Source organism: Spirosoma endbachense, assembly GCF_010233585.1.
Classification (GTDB): domain Bacteria; phylum Bacteroidota; class Bacteroidia; order Cytophagales; family Spirosomataceae; genus Spirosoma; species Spirosoma endbachense.
Genome location: NZ_CP045997.1, coordinates 4,416,549 through 4,439,927, shown reverse-complemented (window position 1 = coordinate 4,439,927; position 23,379 = coordinate 4,416,549). Strand labels below are relative to the sequence as shown.

Below are 23,379 nucleotides of genomic sequence, written 5' to 3'. Positions count from 1 at the left end.
ACTAGAAGAATAGAATAATTTTGCGCAAACTTACCAAAATCACCACGATTCCGACTAAAATCATCATCGTTTTAACGGGTAGTTTCTGCGACAGCATAGCCGCAATGGGAGCCGCAATCATACCCCCGAGAATCAAACCTAAAATAACAAGGCCATAATTCCCTAGTCCGGCGTAGAGGGCAAACACGACTGATGAGGCAAAGGACACAAAAAACTCGGCCAGGTTGACTGAGCCAATGGTATAGCGCGGGTGCCGGCCCGAAGCGATCAGCGTCGTGTTCACAATTGGTCCCCAGCCACCTCCACCAATGGCATCGACAAAACCACCAAACCAGGCCAGCAGCCCAATCTGACGAACCGGTTTTTTCTTCGTCCGTTTAACAAGGGCTTTTTGGAGAATAAGAATACCCAAAATGGCGGTATAGACCGAGATTGCAGGAGAGAGATACTTGGACACGATTTCCATATCAGCCAGTTTGGTGATCAGAAAGGCTCCGAGTGCCGCTCCAATGACGCCTGGAATGAGCACAATTTTAAATAGCCGGCTATTTACGTTGCCGAATTTTAGGTGCATATAGCCCGAAACGCCGGACGTGAAAATTTCGGAGCTGTGCACACTGGCTGTTGCAAAAACCGGACTGATCCCAACGCTGGTTAGAAAAGTGGTGGCGGTAACGCCATAGGCCATACCCAGCGCACCATCAATCATTTGCGCGACAAAGCCAGCCAGTATAAAATAAAAAATGTCAGGTGTAAGATCAATGGCATTGGCGAGCAACGTCAACCGATCCAGCGTAAAATAGCTGAATAGCAGATGACCAACGATCATCAGAGCGAGTGCCGCGAAAACGTAGATGGCAATTTCGGTACGGGTTCGACGCCGGAGTAATGGCTGCTGAAATCGGGGAGTAGAATCGGCCGTTGTAATGATCTGAGCGTCAGGAAAAGCAGCCCGAAGCGCAATTGCTTGTGCTGCTGTTCGATTCAGATCACCCTGTAAGTTGATTTTTAAGCCGTTAAGATCAATTGGAAGGGCAGTCGATGCGACCGTTGCTCCGGTTGATGCCAGTTCGGTCTCGTCCTGACTATTCATAGTGCTTAAATTCTATCGAATAAATAGATTTGTGTATTTATGAAAAGCGGCACAATAAAGTGCCGCTTTAGTTTAACGAAGTGTGAGGGTGCAAAGATACAGTAATGAGTTGTGTAAATACAAATTACTGACAAATTTCGTATACGACTCAGCGTATCAGCGCAATACTGCCCACTCGTTTCTGGTGATTAGCCCCCTGAAGGATAACATCGGCTTCGTAAGGGTATTGTCCCGTAGGCATCCGAATGCCCCGATTCGTTCCGTCCCAGCATTCACCTGGATTACTGCTGTTCAGGGGAATATCACTGGCGTCGAAAATAAGTTCGCCCCATCGATTCCAGATGCGCAGTCGTTCAATACGCGTTACGCCCGTGTCGCCGAAGAGTGTCCATGTATCGCCGATCCCATCCGAATTGGGGGTAAACGCTTCGGGTGCCACAACTTCGCAGGGGAGTACATTTATGGCGTCGGGGCGAGTACTGGAATCGGCGCAAACACCCTGATCGTAGCTGACGGTCAATTTAACATCATATCGGCCTGGCGGTAGCGCCAATTCTGGTTTGGGTGTTGTCAGGACCTGCCCATTACTGAGTTGCCAGCGAAATTGCGTGGCCTTGGGGTCGGTGCTAATGAGCCGTACAGGGCCAGGTGTACATACATCGGCTCCTCCTTCAATGCTAAAATCGGGTTTTGGCGCATCCCGAACACTGACCGGTTGGGCTAATGTTGAAGAGCAACCGGGTGTAGCGCCTATTACGGTTAGCGTAACGTTGTAATTGGTTTGTGTACCGGAAAAAATGTGCTTGGGGGAAAAATTGACCGAATCGATCGGGGAGCCATCGCCAAAATTCCAGCGGAATCGATTCGCCGGATTGCTTTTATTGGTGAAAGCGACTGCCAGACCACGGCACACATACGGAGCTGCCAGGGCGAAACTCGCCGGTGGTGGAGAGGTTGTCTGGATGGTTCGGCGTAGGGAATCATACCCGCAGGGCGTATACGCGATCAGGGTAATCGTATAGGTTTTATTCGCATCGGGAAAACGATGTTGCGGATTCGGGCTTGTTTCGGTGGTTCCATCGCTGAATCGCCATACCCAGGACGTTGGGCGCGGAACGGTCGCATCGGTAAACTGAATAGCTTCTCCCGCACACGGACGCGCGTTCGACATGTTAAACAGGGGGCGCACAAGACTCGGATAGACCCGAATCGAAACGGCATCTGTATCGCGGCCACAACTGTTCTGGACAATGAGGCTAACCCGGAACGTTCGGGCTGAATCGCGGGCCGAGAAGAGATGCAAAATGGTATCCTGCGTGGTTTGGCGGGAAGAACCATCCCCAAAATTCCACAGGCTGGTTTGTCCCTGCCCAACGGAGCGGTTCGAGAAACGGATGGTTGCGGGTGTGCAGCGAACATTGGTCGAATCGACGCCGATTTCAGCAAAAGCTAGCGGTCGAACGGTAAGACCCGTGGTCGCAGTTTGCGATCCGCATCCGTTGGCCGCTGTTAAGGTTGCCGTGTAGGTCCGTGTTGTTTGCCCGGAGTTCTGATAGGTATGACTTGTTGCCGTGAAATCAGTGGCGGTCGCACCGTCGCCATAATTCCAGCGGTAGGTAACACCAGCCTGAGCAGTGCCATTGACCGCGAACGTAACGGCCAGGGGCGCACAGCCCGTTGGATTATTTGGTGTCAGACTCACGGCTGGAGGGGGAGCCGTTAGGGTTACGGCCTGCTGGGATTCGTTCTGGCAACCTCCGGATTTAACCCGCAAGGTTACCGTTTGAGGACCAGCCGGTAGGGTTAACGTTGGTTGCCGACCAGTTGCGATGGTCATACTGTTGACAATCCACTCGTAAGTGTCGGCTCCGGTTGAGGTGTTGTTGACGGTGACCGGTTTATCGCTGCACTGACCAGTGATGGAGAATGCGGCCTTGGGTTGCCCAACTGTAACCGTAAAATTAGCTGAAGCCTGACAGCCACCAGCATTGCTTACCTGATACGTAAATCGGAACAGGTTGTTTGTGAGTCCGCTTAAAATGAGCGAATCGTTCCGGATGCAACCCGAGCAATCAGTCGTTGTCCAGGTTCCTCCCGCCGGGCTGCCCGATAGCTTGACTCGTCCTTCGCTGGCGCAGGCTGTAATGTTACTGGCCGAAACGCCAACGCCCGAAACTGTCACCTCAACCTGGTCAGTTACGCGGCAGGCGCCCTGACCAAGTGAATATTCGAGCTGGACCGTGCCGCTACCGCCAACGACCAGCGTTGTATCGCCTGCTTTTGCGTTAAGTTGTATGCCCGATATGGTATTTTTCAGGGTCCAGGTTCCTCCGGGTTGATCCGCCTTTAGCTTTATCGGATTACTGTTTGCACAGACGGTAGATGACTTTGGTAACGAGGTGATCTTTACATCGCTGGGTTTATTGACAAAAAATGTAATTGAGACAGGTCGGGAACCGCAGATGTTCGCGGTGGACGCTGAAACAACATAGGCAGTTGGCGTTAGTGCTAATGGGACGCCTACAATGGGGTCGAAAGGTTGCCCATTGAGCGTATAGGTAGCTCCGGCAATAGGATTCGCGACGGTATAGGTGAACGGCTCACAAACATTGGGCTGCGCTTTTAGCGTGGGACTTGGCAAATCCAGCACCCGGACAACAAATTTGACCTGACTTGGAATACGACACGGATTATCAACACTAAGCGTTACGGTGTAATCGCCGGCTTTGGTAAATTGAACTTTAGGTTTAGGTGAATTGCCGTTGGTTTTATCCAGATAAGTGACTGATCCCGGAATGTTCCAGTTATAGCTGGTAGCTCCGGTAGAATTTGTGCCATCGAAGCGCAGGATTGCCCCGCTGGTCAGGCAAACGAATGCCGTATCGTTACTCATTTTGACGGCTCCCGAATCGGCAATAGCCGCTTTTGCTTTTTCTAAGACCTCGATAGGTGCCGAATAAGGGCCGCTGGTCCCACAAACACCCGATACGCTTAGCGTTGCCGTGTATGTGCCTTTGTTGGCATAGGTGTGGCTGTTGCTGGAACTAGGCGGGCCCTGGTCACCAAAAGTCCAGGAGTAAGTGTTCTGACTGCTGAGTGGACAAGTCTGGTTCTGGAGGGTAATTTGTTGGCCTGCACAAATGGGTGAGGCTGTAAATTTGGGCCGGGGCGTATTTCGGAAGGTAATGTCGAAACTGTTGTTGGCTGGATTTCCCGAGCCGCAATTATCTGTCTGCTTAAATTTTATGGTTATATCGTCGTCATTCAAGCATTGTTCGACAAAGTTCTTAACATCGTACTCATGCGATAGCTCCAGTTTGTTCGGGTCATAAACGATTTGATCGGACTTGCCGTCACCCCATTCGATCTTATAGTTATTTAGAACACAGGTTGCTCCCGATGGAACATCGAGGAGAATTGTAACCGTCATTTTGGTCTGACCTTCTTTCAGACAGATGTCGTAGCGACCGTCTTTCGGTTTAATCGATGGCCCGATCTGACCCAATGCAGAGATAGCCGGTAAAAGCATAATCAGCACCAAGTGGCTGAGTGACGGACGAAGCGTTGAGGTTCGCATTTGTGAATTAGGAGTGGATGCAGGCAAGATAGTGACGTTTACTCAACTCGCTGGCAATAGTGAACCAAATTGTTGGTGAAACTACTTTTCGGACGTTTCTTTGTTAATCCACTCCAATTCATAAAGGTAACATGCTCCCATTTCTCCGAAACGTTGTATCAAGCGCTTTGCTGATCTGCTGGTCAATACCGGGTTTTGCCCAGGACCCGCAATTCTCCCAATTTTACGCCAACCCGATTTATCACAATCCTGCGTTTGCGGGCGGTGCCGGATCAGCCCGACTGATTGCGAATTACCGAAGCCAGTGGCCTGCCTTACCGGCCAGCTATCATACGGCAGCTTTTTCGTTCGACTCCTACGATGAAGACCATCGGCTGGGGGCCGGTGTTCAGCTTATTGGTGATTGGCAGGGGAGTGCTTTTCAGACCACGCAGGTTAGCGGCCAGGCATCGTATATGCTGCCATTGATGCAGGATTCTGATCGGGAAGCCCGACTTATTTTTGGGCTACAGGCGGCCTATATTGGTAACCAGATCAATCCGGGCGGTATGTCGTTTGCTGATCAGTATGCATTGGGAGGGCTGGTTAATCAGGTGAGCAACGACCCGTTGTCGCAAGGGACGTTTACGCGGAAAAGTGTCGATTTTACGGGCGGTCTGCTGTTTGAGCATGAATTGGGCGATAATCTGGCTTCGTACTGGGCCGGGCTTACGGTCAATCACATCGGGCGTTCGCAACTTCGGGGCGATTGGCTTGGCCAACGCATTAGTGGTATGGCCGGTATCAAATTGCCGTTTGAGGGCCGTGTCTGGAATAAGGGATACGCGCATCAGCAAAACCGCGATCAATCCATTGGTCTGACTGGTTATCTGCGCCAGCAGGGTAATAATCTGCAATTGGATGTTGGGCTGAATCTCATTTATTCGCCTTTGATGCTGGGGCTCTGGTATAGGGGTATTCCGCTTCGAAAAATAGGGCAAACAACCTTTCAGAATGACGCGCTGGTCGGTATCATCGCCTTTCAGTTCGATCAATTGATGGTTCAGTATAGTTATGATGTTACGCTGTCATCCATGCGGTATGCGACAGGTGGAGCCCACGAAATCAGCATCTGGTATGGATTCGATTCCCTTTTTCAGTTTGGTGGCAAGAACCGGAACCTCAAACGACAACGCCGTTGCCAGCAGTTTTGACAATGTCATTTCGGAACCTGTGTTGATGGCGCCCAGCCCACGGAATAATCGAGAACTCGGTCATTCCGTGGGCTGGAACACGCCTGAAGCAAATGAGCCAGAACGATTAGCGGACTGAAAAATAGGACAAAAGAAAGCACGGTGAACTGGCTTGACGACTCAAACAGGTGACCAGAACTCACAAACCTCATTTCACCGCTTGCCAGACTTCCAGTGGTCGATCCGTTGACATGATGTCGGCCCCGTTTTCGGCGAATTTCTTATAAACCTGATCGCCTTTGGCCGCAGCCTGTTTGTCGAGGTTTCCCAGGGTGCCCAGAATGCAGGCTATCCCTTTCTGATGCAGAAATTGATACAGCTCAACTTCAGGTTCTTTAACGCCAACAAAGGCAACCATCCGATTGTCGGGAATACCCAGTTCGTGAAGCCGATCATATTCCGCGTGATTCCGGATCGTGACCGAAATCATTAAATTCGGATCGAGCTTATTGAGTTTGGCCGCATCCTGGGCATTGTAGGTGATAACGGCCGCATAGTCGCTCATCCCGGTTTTGCGAACCATATTTACGACCTTTTCAAAGGACACATTGCGTTTGACATCGAGCGTAAACGCAACCTTCCCTTTCCCCCAATTGAGCACTTCTTCCAGCGTAGGAATTTTGTATGGCGTTGCGTTTCCCATGTTGTCTTCCAGCTGGTATTGGGCTAGCTCGGCGTAGGTTCTGTCGATCAGTTTGCCCGTAGCGGTCGTTGTACGGTCGAGTGTGGCATCGTGCATCATCACCATGACGCTGTCTTTGGTCAGGTCAATATCACACTCAATAATGACGGGTAACTTTTTAGCCAGAAACGCGAACGATTCAATGCAGTTTTCGGGGTAGCCTGTCAAATCACCTCCGCCCCGGTGGGCCGAAATTTTGGCCGGGCCGTTGTTGGGTTTATAGCTGAAAAACGCCGGGCCACCTCCCGTTGGAATTTTAGTGTAAGTTGCTGGTGAACAGGTCGCCAGGCTGTATCCTAAGCCAAAGAGTAGGACGTATTTTATAGTCATGCGCATAAAAAAAGCAGCAGGATTTCCCGGAAAGCGCTATGGCGCTCTATAAACCAAGGAACCGTTCTGATAAGTGGTATTGTTGCTGAAGCAGTGATTTAACGATTAATTGATGAATACAGGGTGTATCTAATCCTATAAACGCCGTGAAAATAGAGCGTCAGCGCCAGAATTCATAACCGTTTCCGGTTGCCACGCTGCAAGAATTGACCATCTCCATTTTTATGGGCTATTCTTTTAATGAATTTAATAACCAGGGCATTCGCCCGGAGCCGTGCCACGGTTAACTAGATCGCATACACAAACCACGGTCCGCCGTTGCGACCGGCTGCGGTGGCACGGCTTCGGGCGAATGCCCTGATAACATCAACGAAGTATGATTCCCTTTTCAATTCTGGATCTTTCACCCATAGTAGCCGGTAGCACACCTACGCAGGCTTTGCATAATTCACTGGACCTTGCCCTGCATGCCGAGCAACTGGGCTTTAATCGCTACTGGGTCGCCGAACACCATAACATGCCGGGAATAGCCAGCGCGGCAACTTCGGTTGTTATCGGTTATATCGCCGGTGGCACAACAACGATCCGGGTAGGAGCGGGCGGTATCATGTTACCCAACCATTCGCCCCTGGTGATTGCCGAGCAGTTTGGTACGCTGGAGTCTCTTTATCCGGGACGGATCGATCTCGGATTGGGCCGTGCTCCCGGTGCTGATCAGGTAACCGCGAGGGCGCTGCGCCGTGAGGCTACTGATGTCGATACGTTTCCGCAGGATGTTGTTGAATTGATGCACTATTTTCAACCCGATGAATCGAATCAGTTTGTGCAGGCCATACCGGGCGTAGGGCTGGCTATTCCTGTCTGGATTTTGGGTTCGAGCTTATTTGGAGCACAACTGGCCGCCATGCTCGGTTTGCCCTATGCGTTTGCTTCTCATTTCTCACCAACGCAGTTAATGCGGGCGCTGGAAGTATATCGATCGCGATTTAAACCATCTGAGTACCTGAAAGAACCCTATGCAATGGTCGCGGTGAATGTGGTTGCGGCTGATACGGATCAGGAAGCAGAACGCCTGTTCACATCGGTTCAACAACAGTTTCTGCACATTCGTCGCGGGAAAGCCCGTCAGATGCAACCTCCAGTTGATGACCTGACCGCCCTTTGGCCGGATTATGAGCTGGCGGGTATCGAACAGGTACTTAGCTGCTCGGCAGTTGGTTCGCCCGAAACGGTTCAGCGCGGACTGGCAAACCTGATTGAACAGACCAAAGCGGATGAATTGATTATTTCGGTACCAATTTATGATCATCAGGCACGGCGGCACTCGGTCGAAATTGCGGCACAGGTTCGTGATGAACTGACCAAAGGGGATAAAAAATTGGCAGCATTGTAAATTGGTCTTTCGCTCATTGGGGTGCTATTATTAGAAACCGTAGCACACCAATGAGTGAAGGTACTAAACAAAAAGGGATTCGGGTTATCAAATCCGAATCCCTGAATCAGTAAAAGCGGGGTGATTTCGTAGGTCATAGCTTACCATTATGACCTACGAAATCACCCCGCTTCATCTAGATTACGACGTTAACAATTCGTTTCGGTACGACAACGACTTTCTTCGGCGATTTGCCTTCCAGCCATTTCTGGACGATTTCGTCGGCCAGCACTTCGCGTTCGATTTCGGTCGGCGCTCGGTCGATGGCGAAACTGATCGTAGTACGAACTTTGCCGTTGATCTGGATCGGGTATTCGAACGCATCCTCAACCAGAAAATTTGGGTTGAAAGCTGGGAACGTTGCTTTAGAAATCGTTCCCGGTTCGTTGCCCAAGGCGGCCCATAACTCCTCCGTAATGTGGGGAGCATAAGGTGATAGAATTAACACCAGATCCTGCAAAATGGCGCGTTTGTGGCAATTTAACGTTGCCAGTTCATTCACGCAGATCATGAACGAACTGACCGACGTGTTGAATGAGTACGCATCTATATCGCTTTCCGCTTTCTGAATTGTCTTGTGCAGGATTTTCAACTCAGCGGGTGTCGGCTGCTCATCGGTGACAATCCATTGACTTTCTCCGGTAGCGTTGTCTTTATAAAATAGCCGCCAGAACTTGCGGATGAAGCGATATACACCGTCAATACCGTTGGTATTCCAGGGTTTAGCCTGCTCCAGCGGGCCGAGGAACATTTCATATAACCGCAATACGTCAGCGCCGTATTTCTCCACGATCATATCGGGATTGACGACGTTGAACTTCGATTTCGACATCTTTTCAACCTCTGCGCCAACAAGATAGCGACCATCCTCTTCCAGAATGAACTCCGCATTCTCGGTCAAATCCGGGCGGGACTTCCTGAATGCGTCAATGTCGAGCACATCGTTTTCAACGATATTTACATCGACATGCAACGGAGTAACCTCGCGATTACCAACCTGGCCCAGAGAAATGAAAATGGGTGGAGATCCTTCTACCCCTGTACCTTTCAAACGATACACAAAGTTTGACCGCCCCTGAATCATGCCCTGGTTGATCAGCTTCCTGAACGGCTCTTCCTGAGGGACATAGCCACGGTCTTTCAGGAATTTGTTCCAGAAACGGCTGTAAAGCAGGTGGCCAGTCGCGTGTTCGGTTCCACCGATGTAAAGATCAACGTTCTGCCAGTAATTAATGGCTTCTTTGCTGGCGAAAACCGAATCGTTCTGCGGGTCCATGTAGCGATACCAGTACCAGGACGAGCCCGCCCAGCCCGGCATCGTGCTCAGTTCGTAGTCATACTCGCCCTTGTATTTCCAGCCTTCAGCGCGGCCCAGTGGTGGTTCGCCCGTTTCGGTAGGCAGGTACTTATCAACAGCAGGCAACTCCAACGGCAAATCGCTTTCGTCGATCAGATAGGGTAATCGACCCGTCGAACCGCCATCCTTGAAGTATATGGGCACCGGTTCACCCCAGTAGCGCTGACGGCTGAATACCGCATCGCGCATCCGAAAATTAATCTTTCCCCGACCGAGCCCTCGTTCTTCCAGCCAGGCAACCAGCCTGGAAGTGGCTTCTTTGTAGGTCAGTCCGTTGATGATCCCCGAGTTGATGTAGTGGCCTTCTTTTGTGTTATCAGCCTGTTGGTCGATGTCCTTCTGCGCATCCAGAATCTGGATAATCGGCAATCCGAAATGAGTCGCAAAGTTCCAGTCACGCTGATCACCCGACGGAACGGCCATGACCGCACCGGTGCCATAACCAGCCAGCACATAATCGGCCAGATAGATCGGGACCTCTTCGCCATTAAGCGGATTTATGCAATAACTGCCCGTAAACACACCCGAAACGGCTTTTGTGTCAGCCATACGATCACGTTCGGAGCGGAGTTTAGCCGCGTCTACATAGGCTTTAACGGCTTCCTGTTGTTGGGGAGTGGTCAGGTCAGCGACCAACTCATGCTCCGGAGCCAGCACCATGAACGAAACGCCATAGATCGTGTCGACACGGGTTGTAAAGACTTCAATGAAGGATGAAGGCACGGATACGTCTTCGCCACCAATGCGCTGTTTCGAGCGAACCGGGAATTTTACACTGGCCCCGACTGATTTGCCGATCCAGTTGCGTTGCTGTTCTTTCAGGGATTCGGTCCAGTCGATGGTGTCCAGACCCGTCAGCAATCGATCGGCATAGGCCGTGATCCGCATCATCCACTGGCGCATCAGCTTCTGCTCGACCGGGTAGCCACCCCGCTCCGATACACCGTCTTTTACTTCGTCGTTTGCCAGAACGGTACCTAATGCCGGGCACCAGTTTACAACGGCTTCCGCCAGATAGGTCAGGCGATATTTTAAGGTTATCTCGTAGGACTCCCGCGTCGACATGGCATTCCATTCGGCGGCAGTGAATGTTGGAACGTCATCGTCGCAAACCGCATTGACATCAGTTGTGCCGTTGGTGGCAAACTTATCCGTCAGGGTCTCAATCGGTTCGGCCCGGTCCGTGTCCTTGTTGTACCAACTGCGGAACAACTCCATGAAGATCCACTGCGTCCATTTATAGAACGCTGGATCGGACGTACGAACTTCGCGGGTCCAGTCATAACTGAAACCGATGTTTTTGAGTTGTTCGATATAGCGGGTCAGGTTCTGCTCAGTCGTTACGGCCGGATGCTGTCCTGTTTGGATGGCATACTGTTCGGCTGGTAGACCAAATGAGTCGAAACCCATGGGATGCAGCACATTAAAGCCTTTCAGCCGTTTGTAGCGCGACACGATGTCGGATGCAATGTAGCCGAGTGGGTGCCCAACGTGCAGGCCCGCGCCCGATGGATACGGAAACATGTCGAGTACGTAGTACTTCGGACGAACCGTATGAGTTTCTGGTTTGTAGGTATGGTTATCGTCCCAGAACCGTTGCCATTTCTGTTCGGTCTGGCGGTGATTGTAATCCATATGAACGGATAAAATAACTGCGAAATAATGCACAAAGATACCAAATTTTGACCGTTTTGGCTGTTCGAGATGAAGAAGTGCCCACTGTCTGTTTACACATATGATGAAAAATGCGAGAATTGCCGGATTAGGCTATTATGTTCCGGATCGGGTGGTGCCCAATGTTGAGCTGGCACCGCTGGTCAATGTTTCCGAAGACTGGATACAGGGACGAACGGGTATCGAGCAACGTCATTACCGAAAGAAACATGGCGAAACGACTACTACGATGGGAGCCGCAGCTGCCCGCATCGCCATCGACCGGGCGGGTATTTTACCCTCCGACGTTGATTTTATCATTTTTGCCACGCTTAGCCCCGACTATTATTTCCCTGGCAATGGCGTATTGCTTCAGCGTGAGCTTGGCATTACGCACCAGACTATGGGCGCGCTGGACATTCGGAATCAATGCTCGGGTTTTATTTATGCCCTCTCGATTGCCGACCAATACGTGAAAACCGGGAAATTTAAAAATGTGCTTGTGGTAGGGGCCGAAACGCATTCGAGGAATCTGGACTTTTCACCTTCTGGGCGTGATGTGACGATCCTGTTTGGCGATGGAGCAGGGGCCGCTGTCATTCAACCCTGTGATGAGCCTGGGAGGGGTATTCTAACGACTCACCTCCATGCTGATGGAACCTACGCCGAAGAACTGGCGTGTTTCAATCCGGGTGCCCATGCGGGTTATTACTTTGAAAAAGACCATTTTAAGTTTACGGAGGAGGAAATAGAGTTTATTTCGCTGCACGACGACCATACCAGTATTCCGCACATGAATGGCCAGACGGTTCTGCGCCATGCGGTGACGCGTTTTCCGGAGGTTATCCTGGAAGCGCTGGATGAAATGAACCTGTCGCCGAAGGACATCGATCTGCTGGTACCGCACCAGGCTAATCTTCGCATTGCGCAACTGGTTCAGAAACGCCTGGGCCTAACCGACGAAAAAGTGTTCAACAACATTCATAAATTTGGGAATACCACGGCTGCATCCATTCCGATTGCGTTATGCGAAGCCTGGGAGCAAGGAAAAATCGAAGATGGTTCTTTACTTTGCGTAGCCGCGTTTGGGAGTGGCTTTACGTGGGGTTCGGCCCTGATTCGGTGGTAGATGCGCAAAAACACGCTTTGGTATATAGCATTAATTAGTCTGACGGCCGGGCTGGGAAGCCTGGCCGTTGGTGATTTCAGTTTACCGCTGTCCGACGGAAGCGATACCGACCAATATGAATATGTCGGTTATTTCTTCAGCAAAAACCTGACCCTCTGGCCGCTGCCTCAGCTGACACTGTTCAACACCCAAACGTTTTACCCGTACGGTATCAATCAGGTTTTTCTGGACTGGGGGTTCGAGCGCGACTATTGGTACGCCTTGTGCTATCGGCTGTTTGACGGGCCAGGTCCATTCCTTCAGTTCTATTACGTATATAGTTTACTCGTTGCCGCCGTTGGGACGTTTGCGCTGATCGAACCTCGTTTTGGTCGGGTAAAGGCATTTGTTTTTGGCCTGATCGTATCGGTATTCAATTTCTATGCAATCTGGAAGTTTCCTGTGCACATGAACGTCTGTGTCGATCACTGGACGGTTCTGTGCATGGTGGCGACATTCCGGCTATTGCTGGATGTCTTGGATCAGCGGACTGTTCCCCTTTCGTTTTGGCTGCTTTGGGTATGGCTGCATCTTCAGGTTCTGGGGCAGGAGTTGGGCTATGTGGCAGGATTTGCGCTGACCTTAACAACACTGACGATGCCTGTTTTGGTCGGGGTGCTTTTTCGGCGGTTTCGGAAACCGGGTCGATGGCCGTCGCTGGTCCGGGACTATATACGCGACCAATGGAGCCACCAGTCAGTACGCCTTATGGGTTACCTGATGCTCATCGCTTTAAGCGCCTGGCTGTATTTGCCGCTGACATTGCAGATTGCTATGACGGCCTGGGAGTTCGATTTTGGTATTGTTCCCGAATTGCGGGCATGGTCGCATCCCTTGCGATTATTCATTCCCCATTTGCTGGGTATTCATAGTTATGCCATTTCCTACGAACGGTGGTTACATGATACCTTCGAGAGTTATGGTCAGGGAAGCCCCGGCTTGTATTTAGTCGTTCTGGCCGGAATTGGCTGGTGGCAAATCCGTCAGCGAGTGGCTTTGTGGCTGCCAGTAGTCGGTATGCTCGTATTGTGCCTGCTCTATCATCCGGTGTTATTGCCCACGCTAAAACTATTTCCGTGGTTTAGTTTTAACCGCCATGGTGGACGGTCCAGCCTGGTTTATCCTGTTTTACTGGGTTTGCTGGCATTACCCGTTCAATGGCCACAACAGAAACCGGCCCGGACAGTTGGCGTGTTCGTGCTCATTCTCATGGGATTGGAGTGGTTCACGGGTTATCACATGCGCTTATTTGTTCCTGCCAATCTGGCTTCCGAAAGTCTGATTCAATACTGCGCTGTGGTGAAGAAACAGCCTGGTATAGCAGTTCTCGACTGGCCATTCTGTACGATTGGAGCCGATGGCGTAGGGGCCAAAGAAGGCCTTTGCCCGTATTACGACCAGCAAAATGCTGTTTTTACGTTCCGCCGGTTTTACGACAAAAATGGTGTCGGGCAATATTTCGGGCGATTGCATCCCGATCAGATTCAACCCTTTCTGCGCGATGGCTGGCCTCGACTTCTAAAGCCCGGTTATTCGTTTACAGATCAGGACTGGCAATTTCTCGATACGTTTTTGCATACCAATAATTTCGCTGGCATCAACCTGTATCCCGATTTATTGACGCCCGACCAGGCAATGGCATTCTACCGGCGATATGGCCATCCTATCGCAGAAACCCGGTTTCCGGCCGCCGGTCGGGTCGTGTTTATTCCCCTCTCCGGAAAATAATTGATAGCGTCAACAAGGTACGCAACGACTTTTCCGTTTTCTGCGTATATCTACCTAAACGAATGAATATCGACTGAGCATGAAGTGATTTGTACGCTTTTATTATTTCCTTCTTTCTTCACTTTCGTACAGACTCATGCGACGTTTACTCCCGTTTGCGACACTCATCAATGTCGCTCTTGTTGGCGTTAGTTTATTCGGTTGCCAGACTGATAGTACACTGGAACCGACCGGCTTTTCGGCCGACTGTCTGGTTAAAGCTTCTTCGAATAATGGGGTGGCAATTGCCGGTTCTTACATTGTTACATATCAGCCGACAGAATCACTGCCCACGGCACCCGGTGCTCGAATCGCAGCCGCCGAAGCCTCAGCCGAACAATTCCTGACTCACTATCAGGTAGCCGATGCTCAGGTCGATGTGCTGGGATCGGGCGAACAGACTAGTTTTCTGGCCCATCTGACGACCAGCGAACTGGAACGGGTACGACTGGACCCGACGGTAGCGTCGATTGAGCAAGACCGGATCATGTCTATTTGCAATTGTGTGGATGTGCAGACAACGTCGACACTGCTCTGGAACATTCGGCAGACCGGCTATGGGCGTGGTGATCTGCAAACGACCAAAACAGCCTGGATTATCGATACCGGCATTGATCTGGATCATCCGGATCTGAATGTCGATACGGAGCGTAGTAGATCATTTGTGAGCGGACAAACATCGGCCGATGATGAGAACGGCCACGGCACGCATGTTGCCGGGATCATTGGTGCGAAGAACAATAACGTTGGTATAACGGGCGTGGCTTCCGGCGCGCGTCTGGTTGCGCTGCGGGTTCTTGACGATGATGGAGAAGGCCGTTTATCGGGGATCATTCAGGCGGTGAACTATGTGACGCAAAACGGCAAGGCAGGCGATGTGGTCAATATGAGCCTGGGAGGTGAGGGGATTTCGACTACGCTGGAAAACGCCATTCTGAAGGCAGCTAATGCCGGTATTCTGTTTGCGATTGCTGCTGGCAATGACAGTAAAAACAGCGACAATTATTCGCCGGCACGTGTCAATCATGCCAATGTCTTTACTGTATCGGCAATGAGTCAGACGAACCAGTTCGCTTCGTTTTCCAATTTTGGCAACAGCGTAGATGTCTGCGCCTATGGTGTACGGATCACATCGACCTATAAAGATGGAAAGTACGCAACGTTGAGTGGTACGTCGATGGCGGCCCCTCACGTAGCAGGGTTATTATTTATTCGGGGAAATAATCTGCCAACGCACGGCACTGTTCAGGGCGATCCGGATGGAACCCCCGATCCAATGGCGGGAGAATAAAAAAGTAGCTGGAATTAACGTTTTTTTGCCTGAATGAAATGCAAAGGGCGGTTGCCGCAAATTTCCAGAAAATTGTTGCTAAAGGTAGACAGGCTTTCGTACCCGACAAGATCGGCTAATTGCGAAACGTTGTCATGACCCGTTTCAATCAACTCCAATGCTTTCATGATTCGGGCTATTTTGCAGAAGCTCGAAAAGGAAGTACCCAGTTGCTGCGTAAATAGCCGGGTTAACGTGCGGACCGATAACCCAAAATGCCTGGCTATCTGCTGGATGCTGACTTTTTCGGACAGATGCAACTGTAGGTAGTCGATGACCTGAGCTAGCTTCTCATGCTGGGTAGAAGGCAAACAAACAGGTATTGCCTTCTTGATCTCTTCCGGCAGCAGATTCTGAATCGCCTGCAAAAACGTATTGACTGGCAGCTCCTCCTGATCGCTCTGGCTCCATTTTTCGGTATAACGGATCATTTCCCGAAGCAAAGCCGAAACAGGAAACACGGAAAGCTGATTGTTCAGCGAATTATTGACAGGCGATACCGGGAAGCAGATCGCCCGCATGTGTAGCTGAACACTGTCCGACCAGATTTTATGGTACGTATCGGCCGGAATCCAGGCGCCATACCAGCCAGGAAGTAATATGGTTTTTCCCACGCAGGTTAGGTGGACACAACCCTTTTCGGCATAGATCAGTTGGCCCCAGGCATGCTGATGCCAATCGGAATGAAAACAACCCAGTTGCTGATGATAGATAACGAACGGGCTGGTTGTCTGGTCAATAATTGAGGAACAGCTTACAAATTGTCTACTCATGGCCTAAACAAACAAAACTTAGTCCTTTTTTCATAATTTTCCTGCCGTTGATGCACCTAGCTTTGCAGCCAGATTTATCACGCTAGTCAATCGATCATGGCAAACCATCCTAATCTCGACCTTATTCATACATTTTTTCAGGCTTACGCAACCAACGATCAGCCAGCCATTGAACAAATTCTTTCGCCTGCTATTCGGTGGCATATTCCTGGAAATCACCCGTTAAGCGGTGTGAAAAACGGCATTGCCGAGGTTATGGCCTATTTTTCTCAATTAAGTAAGGCTGCTTTTCAGGCCAGCCCCATTGTGATGGGGGTAAATGATCACTTTGTCATTGACTGTCACCAGAACTGGAGTTCGCTGGAGGGCGACCATAACCTGAATTCAATGTCGTGCCTGCTCTGGAAAATTGACGAAGGTAAGATTGTTGACGTGTATAATTTTCCTGAAGATCAGCACAAGGTGGATGCATTCTTTCAAGCCGTTTATGGCGATTAACAGTTTATAAATACGATGAACGAGCACGACCGACTACACCAGCGATTGAATGAGTTAGTCCCGTTAACGGATGAACAATGGCTCCGTTTCGTTCCGATCGTTGAGTCGGTTGATTATGACAAAAATGAGTTTCTGATCGAGGCTGGTCAGGTTGAGTGCTACATTTATTACATCGCTGACGGAATGGTACGTTTATCGTTCAATCATGACGGGAAAGACATTTCGATTGATTTTGTGTTCAAACACAATTTTGTTTCGGCCTATTCGTCCTTTCTGACGGAGCAACCCAGTGAGTTTAGTGTACAGGCGCTAACGGATGTGCAGGCATTGCGGTTCAGTCGCACGAATCTCCATCACTTGTATGATGAGTCTCACCCAGCCGAACGCATAGGCCGGCTGATTGCTGAGCAGGCTTTTTTGCGGAAAACAAGCCGCGAGGTTCAGTTTTTGACCAGTACGGCCAGGCAGCGTTATGCTCAGTTGGTTGATCAGAATCCGGTTCTGGTTCAGACGATTTCCGTGCGTCATCTCGCTTCATACCTTGGCATAGAACCCGAAAGTCTAAGTCGTATTCGTAGAGAGCGTTGATTTCCTAACAAATGTTAGTGGATAGGGGAGATCTGCGTCGGAATTTTGCCATACGAATTAAACGACGCATTCATTATGGCTTTCTTCCTTGGATTAGTATCGATTGCCGCTTTACTATACGGAATCGGCTGGATCGCGCAGAACGACTATTTGCTGACTATCCCCAATGACATGCTATGGGCCACTACCACGATGTTTGTGCTGATTGGGCTGATGCATTTGCGCAACCCGGATCAGCTTACGTACATGATTGCCAACTTTATGCCTAATGCACGGTTGCTCGTGTTGCTATCGGGCGTTGCCGAAGTTGTGGTCGGTATTGGTCTGGTGTTTTCCGAAACCCGTATCTGGGCCGCCGGGGGGCTGATTCTCTTGTTGATTGCCATGTTTCCCGCCAATATAAATGTAGCTGTCAATAAGCTCCCTCCGCCGGGTGGTTTGCCCGCCAAACCATGGTATGTTTGGTCGAGGCTGTTGTTTCAACCTGCCTATATTATCTGGATCTGGTACGCGGTTTTTGGGCAGTAACCGAGCGATCAAACGGGTTAGTATCTTTTGATTTGATTTAGCACAATAAGCATATAGCTATGAATTTATGCTGAGAAACGGGAAATTGTCGATTAACTGTTTTTCATAAAGTAAGAATCGCCGTATATTGTGCTGATTGCTTTTGTGGATAAATTTCGCACTATGGCCTTTTCTCAGTAGGCTTTTTGCTCAGAAGCGTGCCGCCGTTGCGGTGGCACGCTTCTGAGCAAAAAGCCTAATCCATTTACTTTCCCTGCTCGTGGCTGACTCTATTTTTATCCTCTTCGTACTTTCCCTGAATGTTATTATCTGTGAATGGCTCATTAAAAAGCCTGGTTTTCGCCATATCGGAACGGCTTTACTGGTGATTATCCTGACCGCTATCGAGTCGAATCTCAAAATAATTCCCACGACCGAAACGCCCGTTTATGAAGGTATCTTTAGTTACGTTGCGCCTTTTGCCCTGTTTTTGCTACTCCTAAGTGTAAATCTGAAAGATTTGCGACAGGCTGGCTTGCCGATGCTGACTATGTTTCTTATTGGATCTGTAGGGACAATAACCGGCGTTTTGGTCAGTGTTTGGGCGTTTTCAGCTCCACAAACTGTCGGGAAGCTATTTTATGCCCTGGCTGGTATGTTTACGGGAACCTATATCGGGGGAGGAATTAACTTTAATGCGGTTGCCCTGCATTATAATGTCTCTAAAGCGGGTAATCTGTTTGTTGCCGCTACAGCTGCCGATAATATCATGACAGCGCTCTGGATGGTGGCAACCTTACTGATACCCCGGTTTTTGCAACAGCGTTTTCCGCATCAGAAAACAGCCAGTCAGATCGCCACGCAGCCAACAACGGCAAACGATATGATCGATGATCCTTTTTCGGATACTGAAACGATGACTCCCAATGATCTGGCCTTATTGCTGGCCCTGGGGTTTGGCGCTATTTCTCTGTCAAAACTACTAGCGTTTTTTATTCCTGAGGCTCCATTCGTGTTGATCCTGACGACTCTGGCGCTGCTATTGGCGCAATTCCGGATAATCAATAACCTTCGCGGGAGTCGATTGCTGGGCATGTTTGGCGTCTATATTTTTCTGGCTGTTATTGGGGCTTACTGCGATGTTGCCGCTCTGATCGACGATGGGCAACTCGCTTTTGTTCTGTTTGGCATGATCCTTTTATTGGTTCTGATTCATGCCGTTTTTGTTTTTGGCCTTGGAGCCCTCTTTCGTCAGGATTGGGCTGTACTCGGGATCGCATCGCAGGCTAATATTGGAGGAGCCACGTCGGCATTGGCTTTGGCGAGGAGTCTGAACCGTTCGGATTTACAGCTCCCAGCTGTTTTGGTTGGCACCCTTGGCAATGCGATTGGCACCTATCTGGGCATTTTTGTTGCAGAAATGCTGAGGTGAAAAACGATTAAGGTTTTTCGGGGAGCTGACGTCAGCCCACCGAAAAACCTTAATCCAGTATTCCACTTAGAACGAGTACCGCAAGCCCAACTGCATCCGCCAGCGAGACGTCAGTTGAGAATCGTTGAAGAACGTCGATTTCTGGCTCGTATCGAAGCTGTAGGTCGGCACCCCGGTGCCATCAGTTGTAACGCCCAGCGGTTGTGCCAGACCCGTATAGGAGGCAAACTGACGAACTCCCCAGTTACTATTGAGCAGATTGCCAAAATTTAGAATATCCAGGCTCAACTGGATGGTATGTTTGTTGGCCAGCATCAACTCCTGCAACACGCGGATATCGAGAGTGGAGAACCAGGGGGTAAAACTGGTGAATTTCTCCGCAACCTGACCCCGATGTGAACTGAGGTATTTATCCTGTTGAATATACGATTCAAAGCCTGCCCGTTGAGCGGTCTGCTGGGCATCTGTACCCGTAAATTTCATCTGCCCTAACTGGCTGCTGGTTGGAATAAACAGCAGGTCGTTGTCGAATGCGCCGTCGTTGTTGATGTCGCCCGCATACGTGAAGCTGAATCGGCTTCCTTCCGTATATTCAGTTACGGCCGATAAGGTAGTTGCCCAGCCTTTGCCATAGATAAATCGTTTGGAAGCCGAGGCCACTATGCGCTGGCGGCTACCATAAGAAGCCTGCCCAAGCATGGCCACATTCGAATTTCCATAGGTTGGATTGCGGTCGTAGGCATCCGACGAAATCTCGGCACTAAGTGATGATACTTCCTTCGCTGCCAGGAAATTATAGCCAACACTTACGTAGAAACCATTGGCCCATGTCCGTTGCACCTGAAGACTCGTATTGAACGAATTACCTAAGCTCGTATTGGTGAAAACGAACGCATCAGTTTGACCACCAAAGGCATTGACCGCCCGATCCGATACTTGATAAATGGGACGACTACTTGGGTCCTGAAGGCGTCCGGTCGGCGTTTTTAGGCCATAATTCCGGACAAGCATGGCGTTGATGTCTTTATTGTAAAGAATATCCACAGACGTGATCCAGCCGTTTTTAAACTTATGGTCGTATCCAAGACTACTCTTCCAGACTTGTGGAAATTTGAAGTTCGGATCGGTGGTACAATAGAAAAAGAAGTTGGGGTTTGCCACCTGGTTACCAATCCAGACGAAGGGAAAGCGTCCGGTGAAAATGCCCGTCCCTCCGCGCAGCTTCTGTGTTCCATCGCCCTTGATGTCGTAGTTGAAACCAACTCTTGGCGAAAACAGGGGCGTTTGCTTCGGCAAATCCAGTGAATTCAGCTTAATGGGATTGCCATTGGCATCATAATACTGGTTATCAGGCTGATAATTGGCTTTGTTGCGGTCGATATTCTCCTGAATTTTCTGTTTGGTATCGAAATACATGGGGAAATCGACTTTCAGGCCGTAAGTCAGGATAAATTTTGGCGACACGGCAAATTCGTCCTGTGCATAAAGTCCTAACTGCCCAACGCGCGTTTGGGCCAGTGCCCAGTTGCCAGTTTGGAAGTTGTTACGGGCATTGCTCACGGATGTTTTGAATACATTGCCGGAGGCCGCCGTTATGAAATCCTGAACAGACGTGAAATCGGAGAAAGCACCGTCGTAAGCGCCCAAATTAAAGGAATTGTCGAAGCTGAATTTCTCGAAACTGCCTCCAAGTGTAACGGTATGTCTGCCCGCGTAGATGTTGAAGTTGTCAGTTAGTTGAAATACATCCTGCGTTAATCGGTTGTTGATCGAAAAGGGTTCATGTCCGGCCACGATATACCGAACGCCGTCTTTGCCAATATTGACCGTTGGAAAGGGGGCTGAAAATGGATCACGCGTGTCGCGGAAAGCCGTATAACCGACCTGTAACTTATTGGCATACTTACCATTGAAGTTAGAGTTGAGTTCAACAATGCCGCCGTTCAGCTTATTGTTAATCCGGTAGCCTGAACTGTAATACTGCAACGTCAGAAAATCCGGCCCACGCCGACCCAGGGCCGAAGGGTTTGCCGGTTTGTCCTGAAAGGCATCCAGAAAGTTATAAATCACCGATAGTTTGTGCGTCTGGTTGATGTTCCAATCGAGTTTGGCAATCCCTTTCGAGTTTTGGGTCTTGTGCGTGAAATTCTCGTAAGGGCCTGTATCATAGTTATAAAGCGTTTTTAACGTACTCGACACCAGGTCGAGGTCCGATGCCGAAACCCGCGAGACGTTGGCACCCGTCAGACCCGGTCGGGCGGCTACCCAACCGGCCGTTCCAAGGTCTGAGCGACGGTCGAATTCAGCATTGACAAAAAAGAACAGCTTGTTTTTGATGATTGGGCCACCGACGCTAAACCCATATTGTGTTTGATTCGACTCCGGAACAATGATGTCGGTTCCTTTTACCTTTTTCCCGGTCAGGTCCTGGTTGCGGTAGAAGCCAAACGCGGTTCCATGAAACTGGTTCGTGCCTGACTTTGTAACCGCATTCACGCCCGCGCCCGTGAAACCCGACTGCGTCACGTCATAGGGCGACAGCGCCACCTGGATCTGTTCGATCGCATCGAGTGAAACGGGTTGCGCATCCGACTGACCGCCCGGTGTCGACGCATCCAGACCAAAGGGATTATTGAAAATGGCCCCGTTCAATGCGAAGTTGTTGAAGCGGCTATTGCGTCCGCCAAACGATCCATCTCCCCCGGCCATTGGGTTTAATCGCGTATAGTCGAATACCGAACGCTTAATCGTGGGCAGGTTGCGTAATTGCTCACTGCTGATATTGGTTTGTGGGCCGGTTCGAGTGTTATTCAGCACGTCGTTGGCAGTTGACCGAACGACAACCTCACTGAGTTGATTCGAGCTACTTTTCAGCGTGAGATTCAGCGGTAATTTCTGCCCCAGGCTCAGCGAAATGTTTTCAACGGTTTCTGACTGATAACCAACGAAAGAGATGGTGATGCGGTAAGGACCGCCTATTCGCATATTGGGAATGTTAAATTGACCTTCGGTCCGGGTTGTAACGCCGTATGGAGTGCCCGTTGGCAGGTGAATGGCCTGTACCGTTGCACCGGGTAAGCCGTTACCGCTTTCATCGCTGATGACTCCCGCAATGGAAGAGGTAGTCACTTGAGCCTGTGTAGCATAATAGCCAAAACAGGTGAGTAAAACGAATAAAAATAAGTAGCGCATAATTGAATAGGATATGGTCTATGGTCGAATTTATATAAAATGAATACAGTATTAACGTTTTATTGAAAAGATAATATTGAGTTTATAATATTGATGTTTCTGTGATTGTTGAAATAATATTTGTAAAGATTTAAAAAAGACGGTATATCAATTTGAAATTTGAATGATAAGCCAGATAAAAGAGGACAGTACTTTCGAAGAAAGGTGAACGAAAAGAATTAGTGTATGACTAAAAATAAACGAGATTTGAAAAGGCAAAGTAAGTAACCCATAATTCAATAGTTGATATGAACGAACAGGAGCAAATCAACGAGTATATTACCAGCCAACCTGAACCCAAACGTATTGATATGGAAGAGTTGCACAGGCTCGTCCTTCAAGTTTTACCAGGTTGTAAATTATGGTTCGACACTGGTAAAAACAGCGAAAATAAAACAGTTGCTAACCCTACTATAGGCTACGGATTTCAAACCATAAAATATGCTGATGGAAAGATCCGGGATTTTTTTCAAATTGGTTTGAGCGCGAACAAAACCGGAATCTCTGTCTATATCCTCGGTATCAACGATAAGGCATACTTAGCCCAAACGTTTGGGAAAGAAATAGGCAAAGCGAGCGTAACCGGGTATTGCATTAGATTCAAAAATCTGAAAGATATAAATATCGACATACTTGAAGCAGCAATACGATATGGGGTCGAGGTTACGAATGAAAATTGAATGTCTCCGTTTGAGATTCCCTAAAAACAGGAAACGCCACTCTGCTATA

At 49.6% G+C, this 23,379-nt stretch carries 16 protein-coding genes; 10 read left to right on the top strand and 6 right to left on the bottom strand.

Annotated elements, in window-relative coordinates:
- Position 1 precedes the first annotated feature (1 nt).
- Positions 2 to 1,093 (bottom strand): sulfite exporter TauE/SafE family protein, encoded by a 1,092-nt coding sequence (locus GJR95_RS17905; protein WP_162387162.1) that lies wholly within the window; start codon positions 1,091 to 1,093, stop codon positions 2 to 4.
- A 148-nt stretch (positions 1,094 to 1,241) separates the two neighbouring features.
- The gene (locus tag GJR95_RS17900) at positions 1,242 to 4,670 is read right to left on the bottom strand and encodes a PKD domain-containing protein (protein ID WP_162387161.1); all 3,429 of its coding nucleotides are present in this window, start codon (positions 4,668 to 4,670) and stop codon (positions 1,242 to 1,244) included.
- Positions 4,671 to 4,801: 131 nt separating this feature from the next.
- Between GJR95_RS17900 and GJR95_RS17895 the strand changes: the two genes are divergently transcribed.
- On the top strand, positions 4,802 to 5,863 hold the full coding sequence (locus tag GJR95_RS17895; protein WP_162387160.1) for a PorP/SprF family type IX secretion system membrane protein: 1,062 nt from the start codon (positions 4,802 to 4,804) through the stop codon (positions 5,861 to 5,863).
- Positions 5,864 to 6,050: 187 nt separating this feature from the next.
- Here GJR95_RS17895 and GJR95_RS17890 read toward each other — a convergent pair whose 3' ends face one another.
- Positions 6,051 to 6,914: a glycerophosphodiester phosphodiesterase family protein gene (locus GJR95_RS17890; RefSeq protein ID WP_162391753.1), complete on the bottom strand. Its 864-nt coding sequence runs from the start codon at positions 6,912 to 6,914 to the stop codon at positions 6,051 to 6,053.
- A gap of 376 nt (positions 6,915 to 7,290) precedes the next feature.
- On the opposite strand from GJR95_RS17890, the gene GJR95_RS17885 reads away from it, so the two are divergent.
- Complete coding sequence (locus GJR95_RS17885) at positions 7,291 to 8,307, top strand: LLM class flavin-dependent oxidoreductase (protein WP_162387159.1); 1,017 nt, start codon at positions 7,291 to 7,293, stop codon at positions 8,305 to 8,307.
- A gap of 175 nt (positions 8,308 to 8,482) precedes the next feature.
- On the opposite strand, the gene leuS is transcribed toward GJR95_RS17885, so the two are convergent.
- A complete protein-coding gene (leuS, locus tag GJR95_RS17880; protein ID WP_162387158.1) occupies positions 8,483 to 11,338 on the bottom strand; it encodes a leucine--tRNA ligase in 2,856 nt (951 codons plus the stop codon).
- 103 nt (positions 11,339 to 11,441) lie between these two features.
- Between leuS and GJR95_RS17875 the strand changes: the two genes are divergently transcribed.
- The 3 genes from GJR95_RS17875 (at position 11,442) to GJR95_RS17865 (ending at position 15,582) form a co-directional block, all read left to right on the top strand.
- The gene (locus GJR95_RS17875) at positions 11,442 to 12,485 is read left to right on the top strand and encodes a 3-oxoacyl-ACP synthase III family protein (RefSeq protein WP_162391752.1); all 1,044 of its coding nucleotides are present in this window, start codon (positions 11,442 to 11,444) and stop codon (positions 12,483 to 12,485) included.
- Positions 12,486 to 14,252, top strand: a complete 1,767-nt coding sequence (locus GJR95_RS17870; RefSeq protein ID WP_162387157.1) for a hypothetical protein — start codon at positions 12,486 to 12,488, stop codon at positions 14,250 to 14,252.
- A gap of 136 nt (positions 14,253 to 14,388) precedes the next feature.
- Positions 14,389 to 15,582, top strand: coding sequence for a S8 family peptidase (locus tag GJR95_RS17865; RefSeq protein ID WP_162387156.1), 1,194 nt, complete (start codon positions 14,389 to 14,391; stop codon positions 15,580 to 15,582).
- Positions 15,583 to 15,596: 14 nt separating this feature from the next.
- On the opposite strand, the gene GJR95_RS17860 is transcribed toward GJR95_RS17865, so the two are convergent.
- Positions 15,597 to 16,394, bottom strand: a complete 798-nt coding sequence (locus tag GJR95_RS17860) for a helix-turn-helix domain-containing protein (protein WP_162387155.1) — start codon at positions 16,392 to 16,394, stop codon at positions 15,597 to 15,599.
- 96 nt (positions 16,395 to 16,490) lie between these two features.
- Here GJR95_RS17860 and GJR95_RS17855 point away from each other — a divergent pair, with 96 nt between their 5' ends.
- The 4 genes from GJR95_RS17855 (at position 16,491) to GJR95_RS17840 (ending at position 19,419) form a co-directional block, all read left to right on the top strand.
- The gene (locus GJR95_RS17855; RefSeq protein WP_232541233.1) at positions 16,491 to 16,892 is read left to right on the top strand and encodes a nuclear transport factor 2 family protein; all 402 of its coding nucleotides are present in this window, start codon (positions 16,491 to 16,493) and stop codon (positions 16,890 to 16,892) included.
- Between the two features lie 15 nt (positions 16,893 to 16,907).
- The gene (locus GJR95_RS17850; RefSeq protein ID WP_162387154.1) at positions 16,908 to 17,480 is read left to right on the top strand and encodes a Crp/Fnr family transcriptional regulator; all 573 of its coding nucleotides are present in this window, start codon (positions 16,908 to 16,910) and stop codon (positions 17,478 to 17,480) included.
- A 75-nt stretch (positions 17,481 to 17,555) separates the two neighbouring features.
- Entirely contained in the window at positions 17,556 to 18,008 is a 453-nt protein-coding gene (locus GJR95_RS17845) for a DoxX family protein (protein ID WP_162387153.1), read from the top strand.
- A 259-nt stretch (positions 18,009 to 18,267) separates the two neighbouring features.
- Positions 18,268 to 19,419: a DUF819 family protein gene (locus GJR95_RS17840; RefSeq protein WP_162387152.1), complete on the top strand. Its 1,152-nt coding sequence runs from the start codon at positions 18,268 to 18,270 to the stop codon at positions 19,417 to 19,419.
- 66 nt (positions 19,420 to 19,485) lie between these two features.
- Here the strand turns inward: GJR95_RS17840 and GJR95_RS17835 are convergent, their stop codons facing one another.
- The gene (locus tag GJR95_RS17835) at positions 19,486 to 22,611 is read right to left on the bottom strand and encodes a TonB-dependent receptor (RefSeq protein WP_162387151.1); all 3,126 of its coding nucleotides are present in this window, start codon (positions 22,609 to 22,611) and stop codon (positions 19,486 to 19,488) included.
- 287 nt (positions 22,612 to 22,898) lie between these two features.
- On the opposite strand from GJR95_RS17835, the gene GJR95_RS17830 reads away from it, so the two are divergent.
- Positions 22,899 to 23,330 carry a DUF1801 domain-containing protein gene (locus GJR95_RS17830; RefSeq protein WP_162387150.1) on the top strand — a complete coding sequence of 144 codons (432 nt, stop codon included), beginning with the start codon at positions 22,899 to 22,901 and terminating at the stop codon, positions 23,328 to 23,330.
- The last annotated feature ends 49 nt before the right edge of the window (positions 23,331 to 23,379 follow it).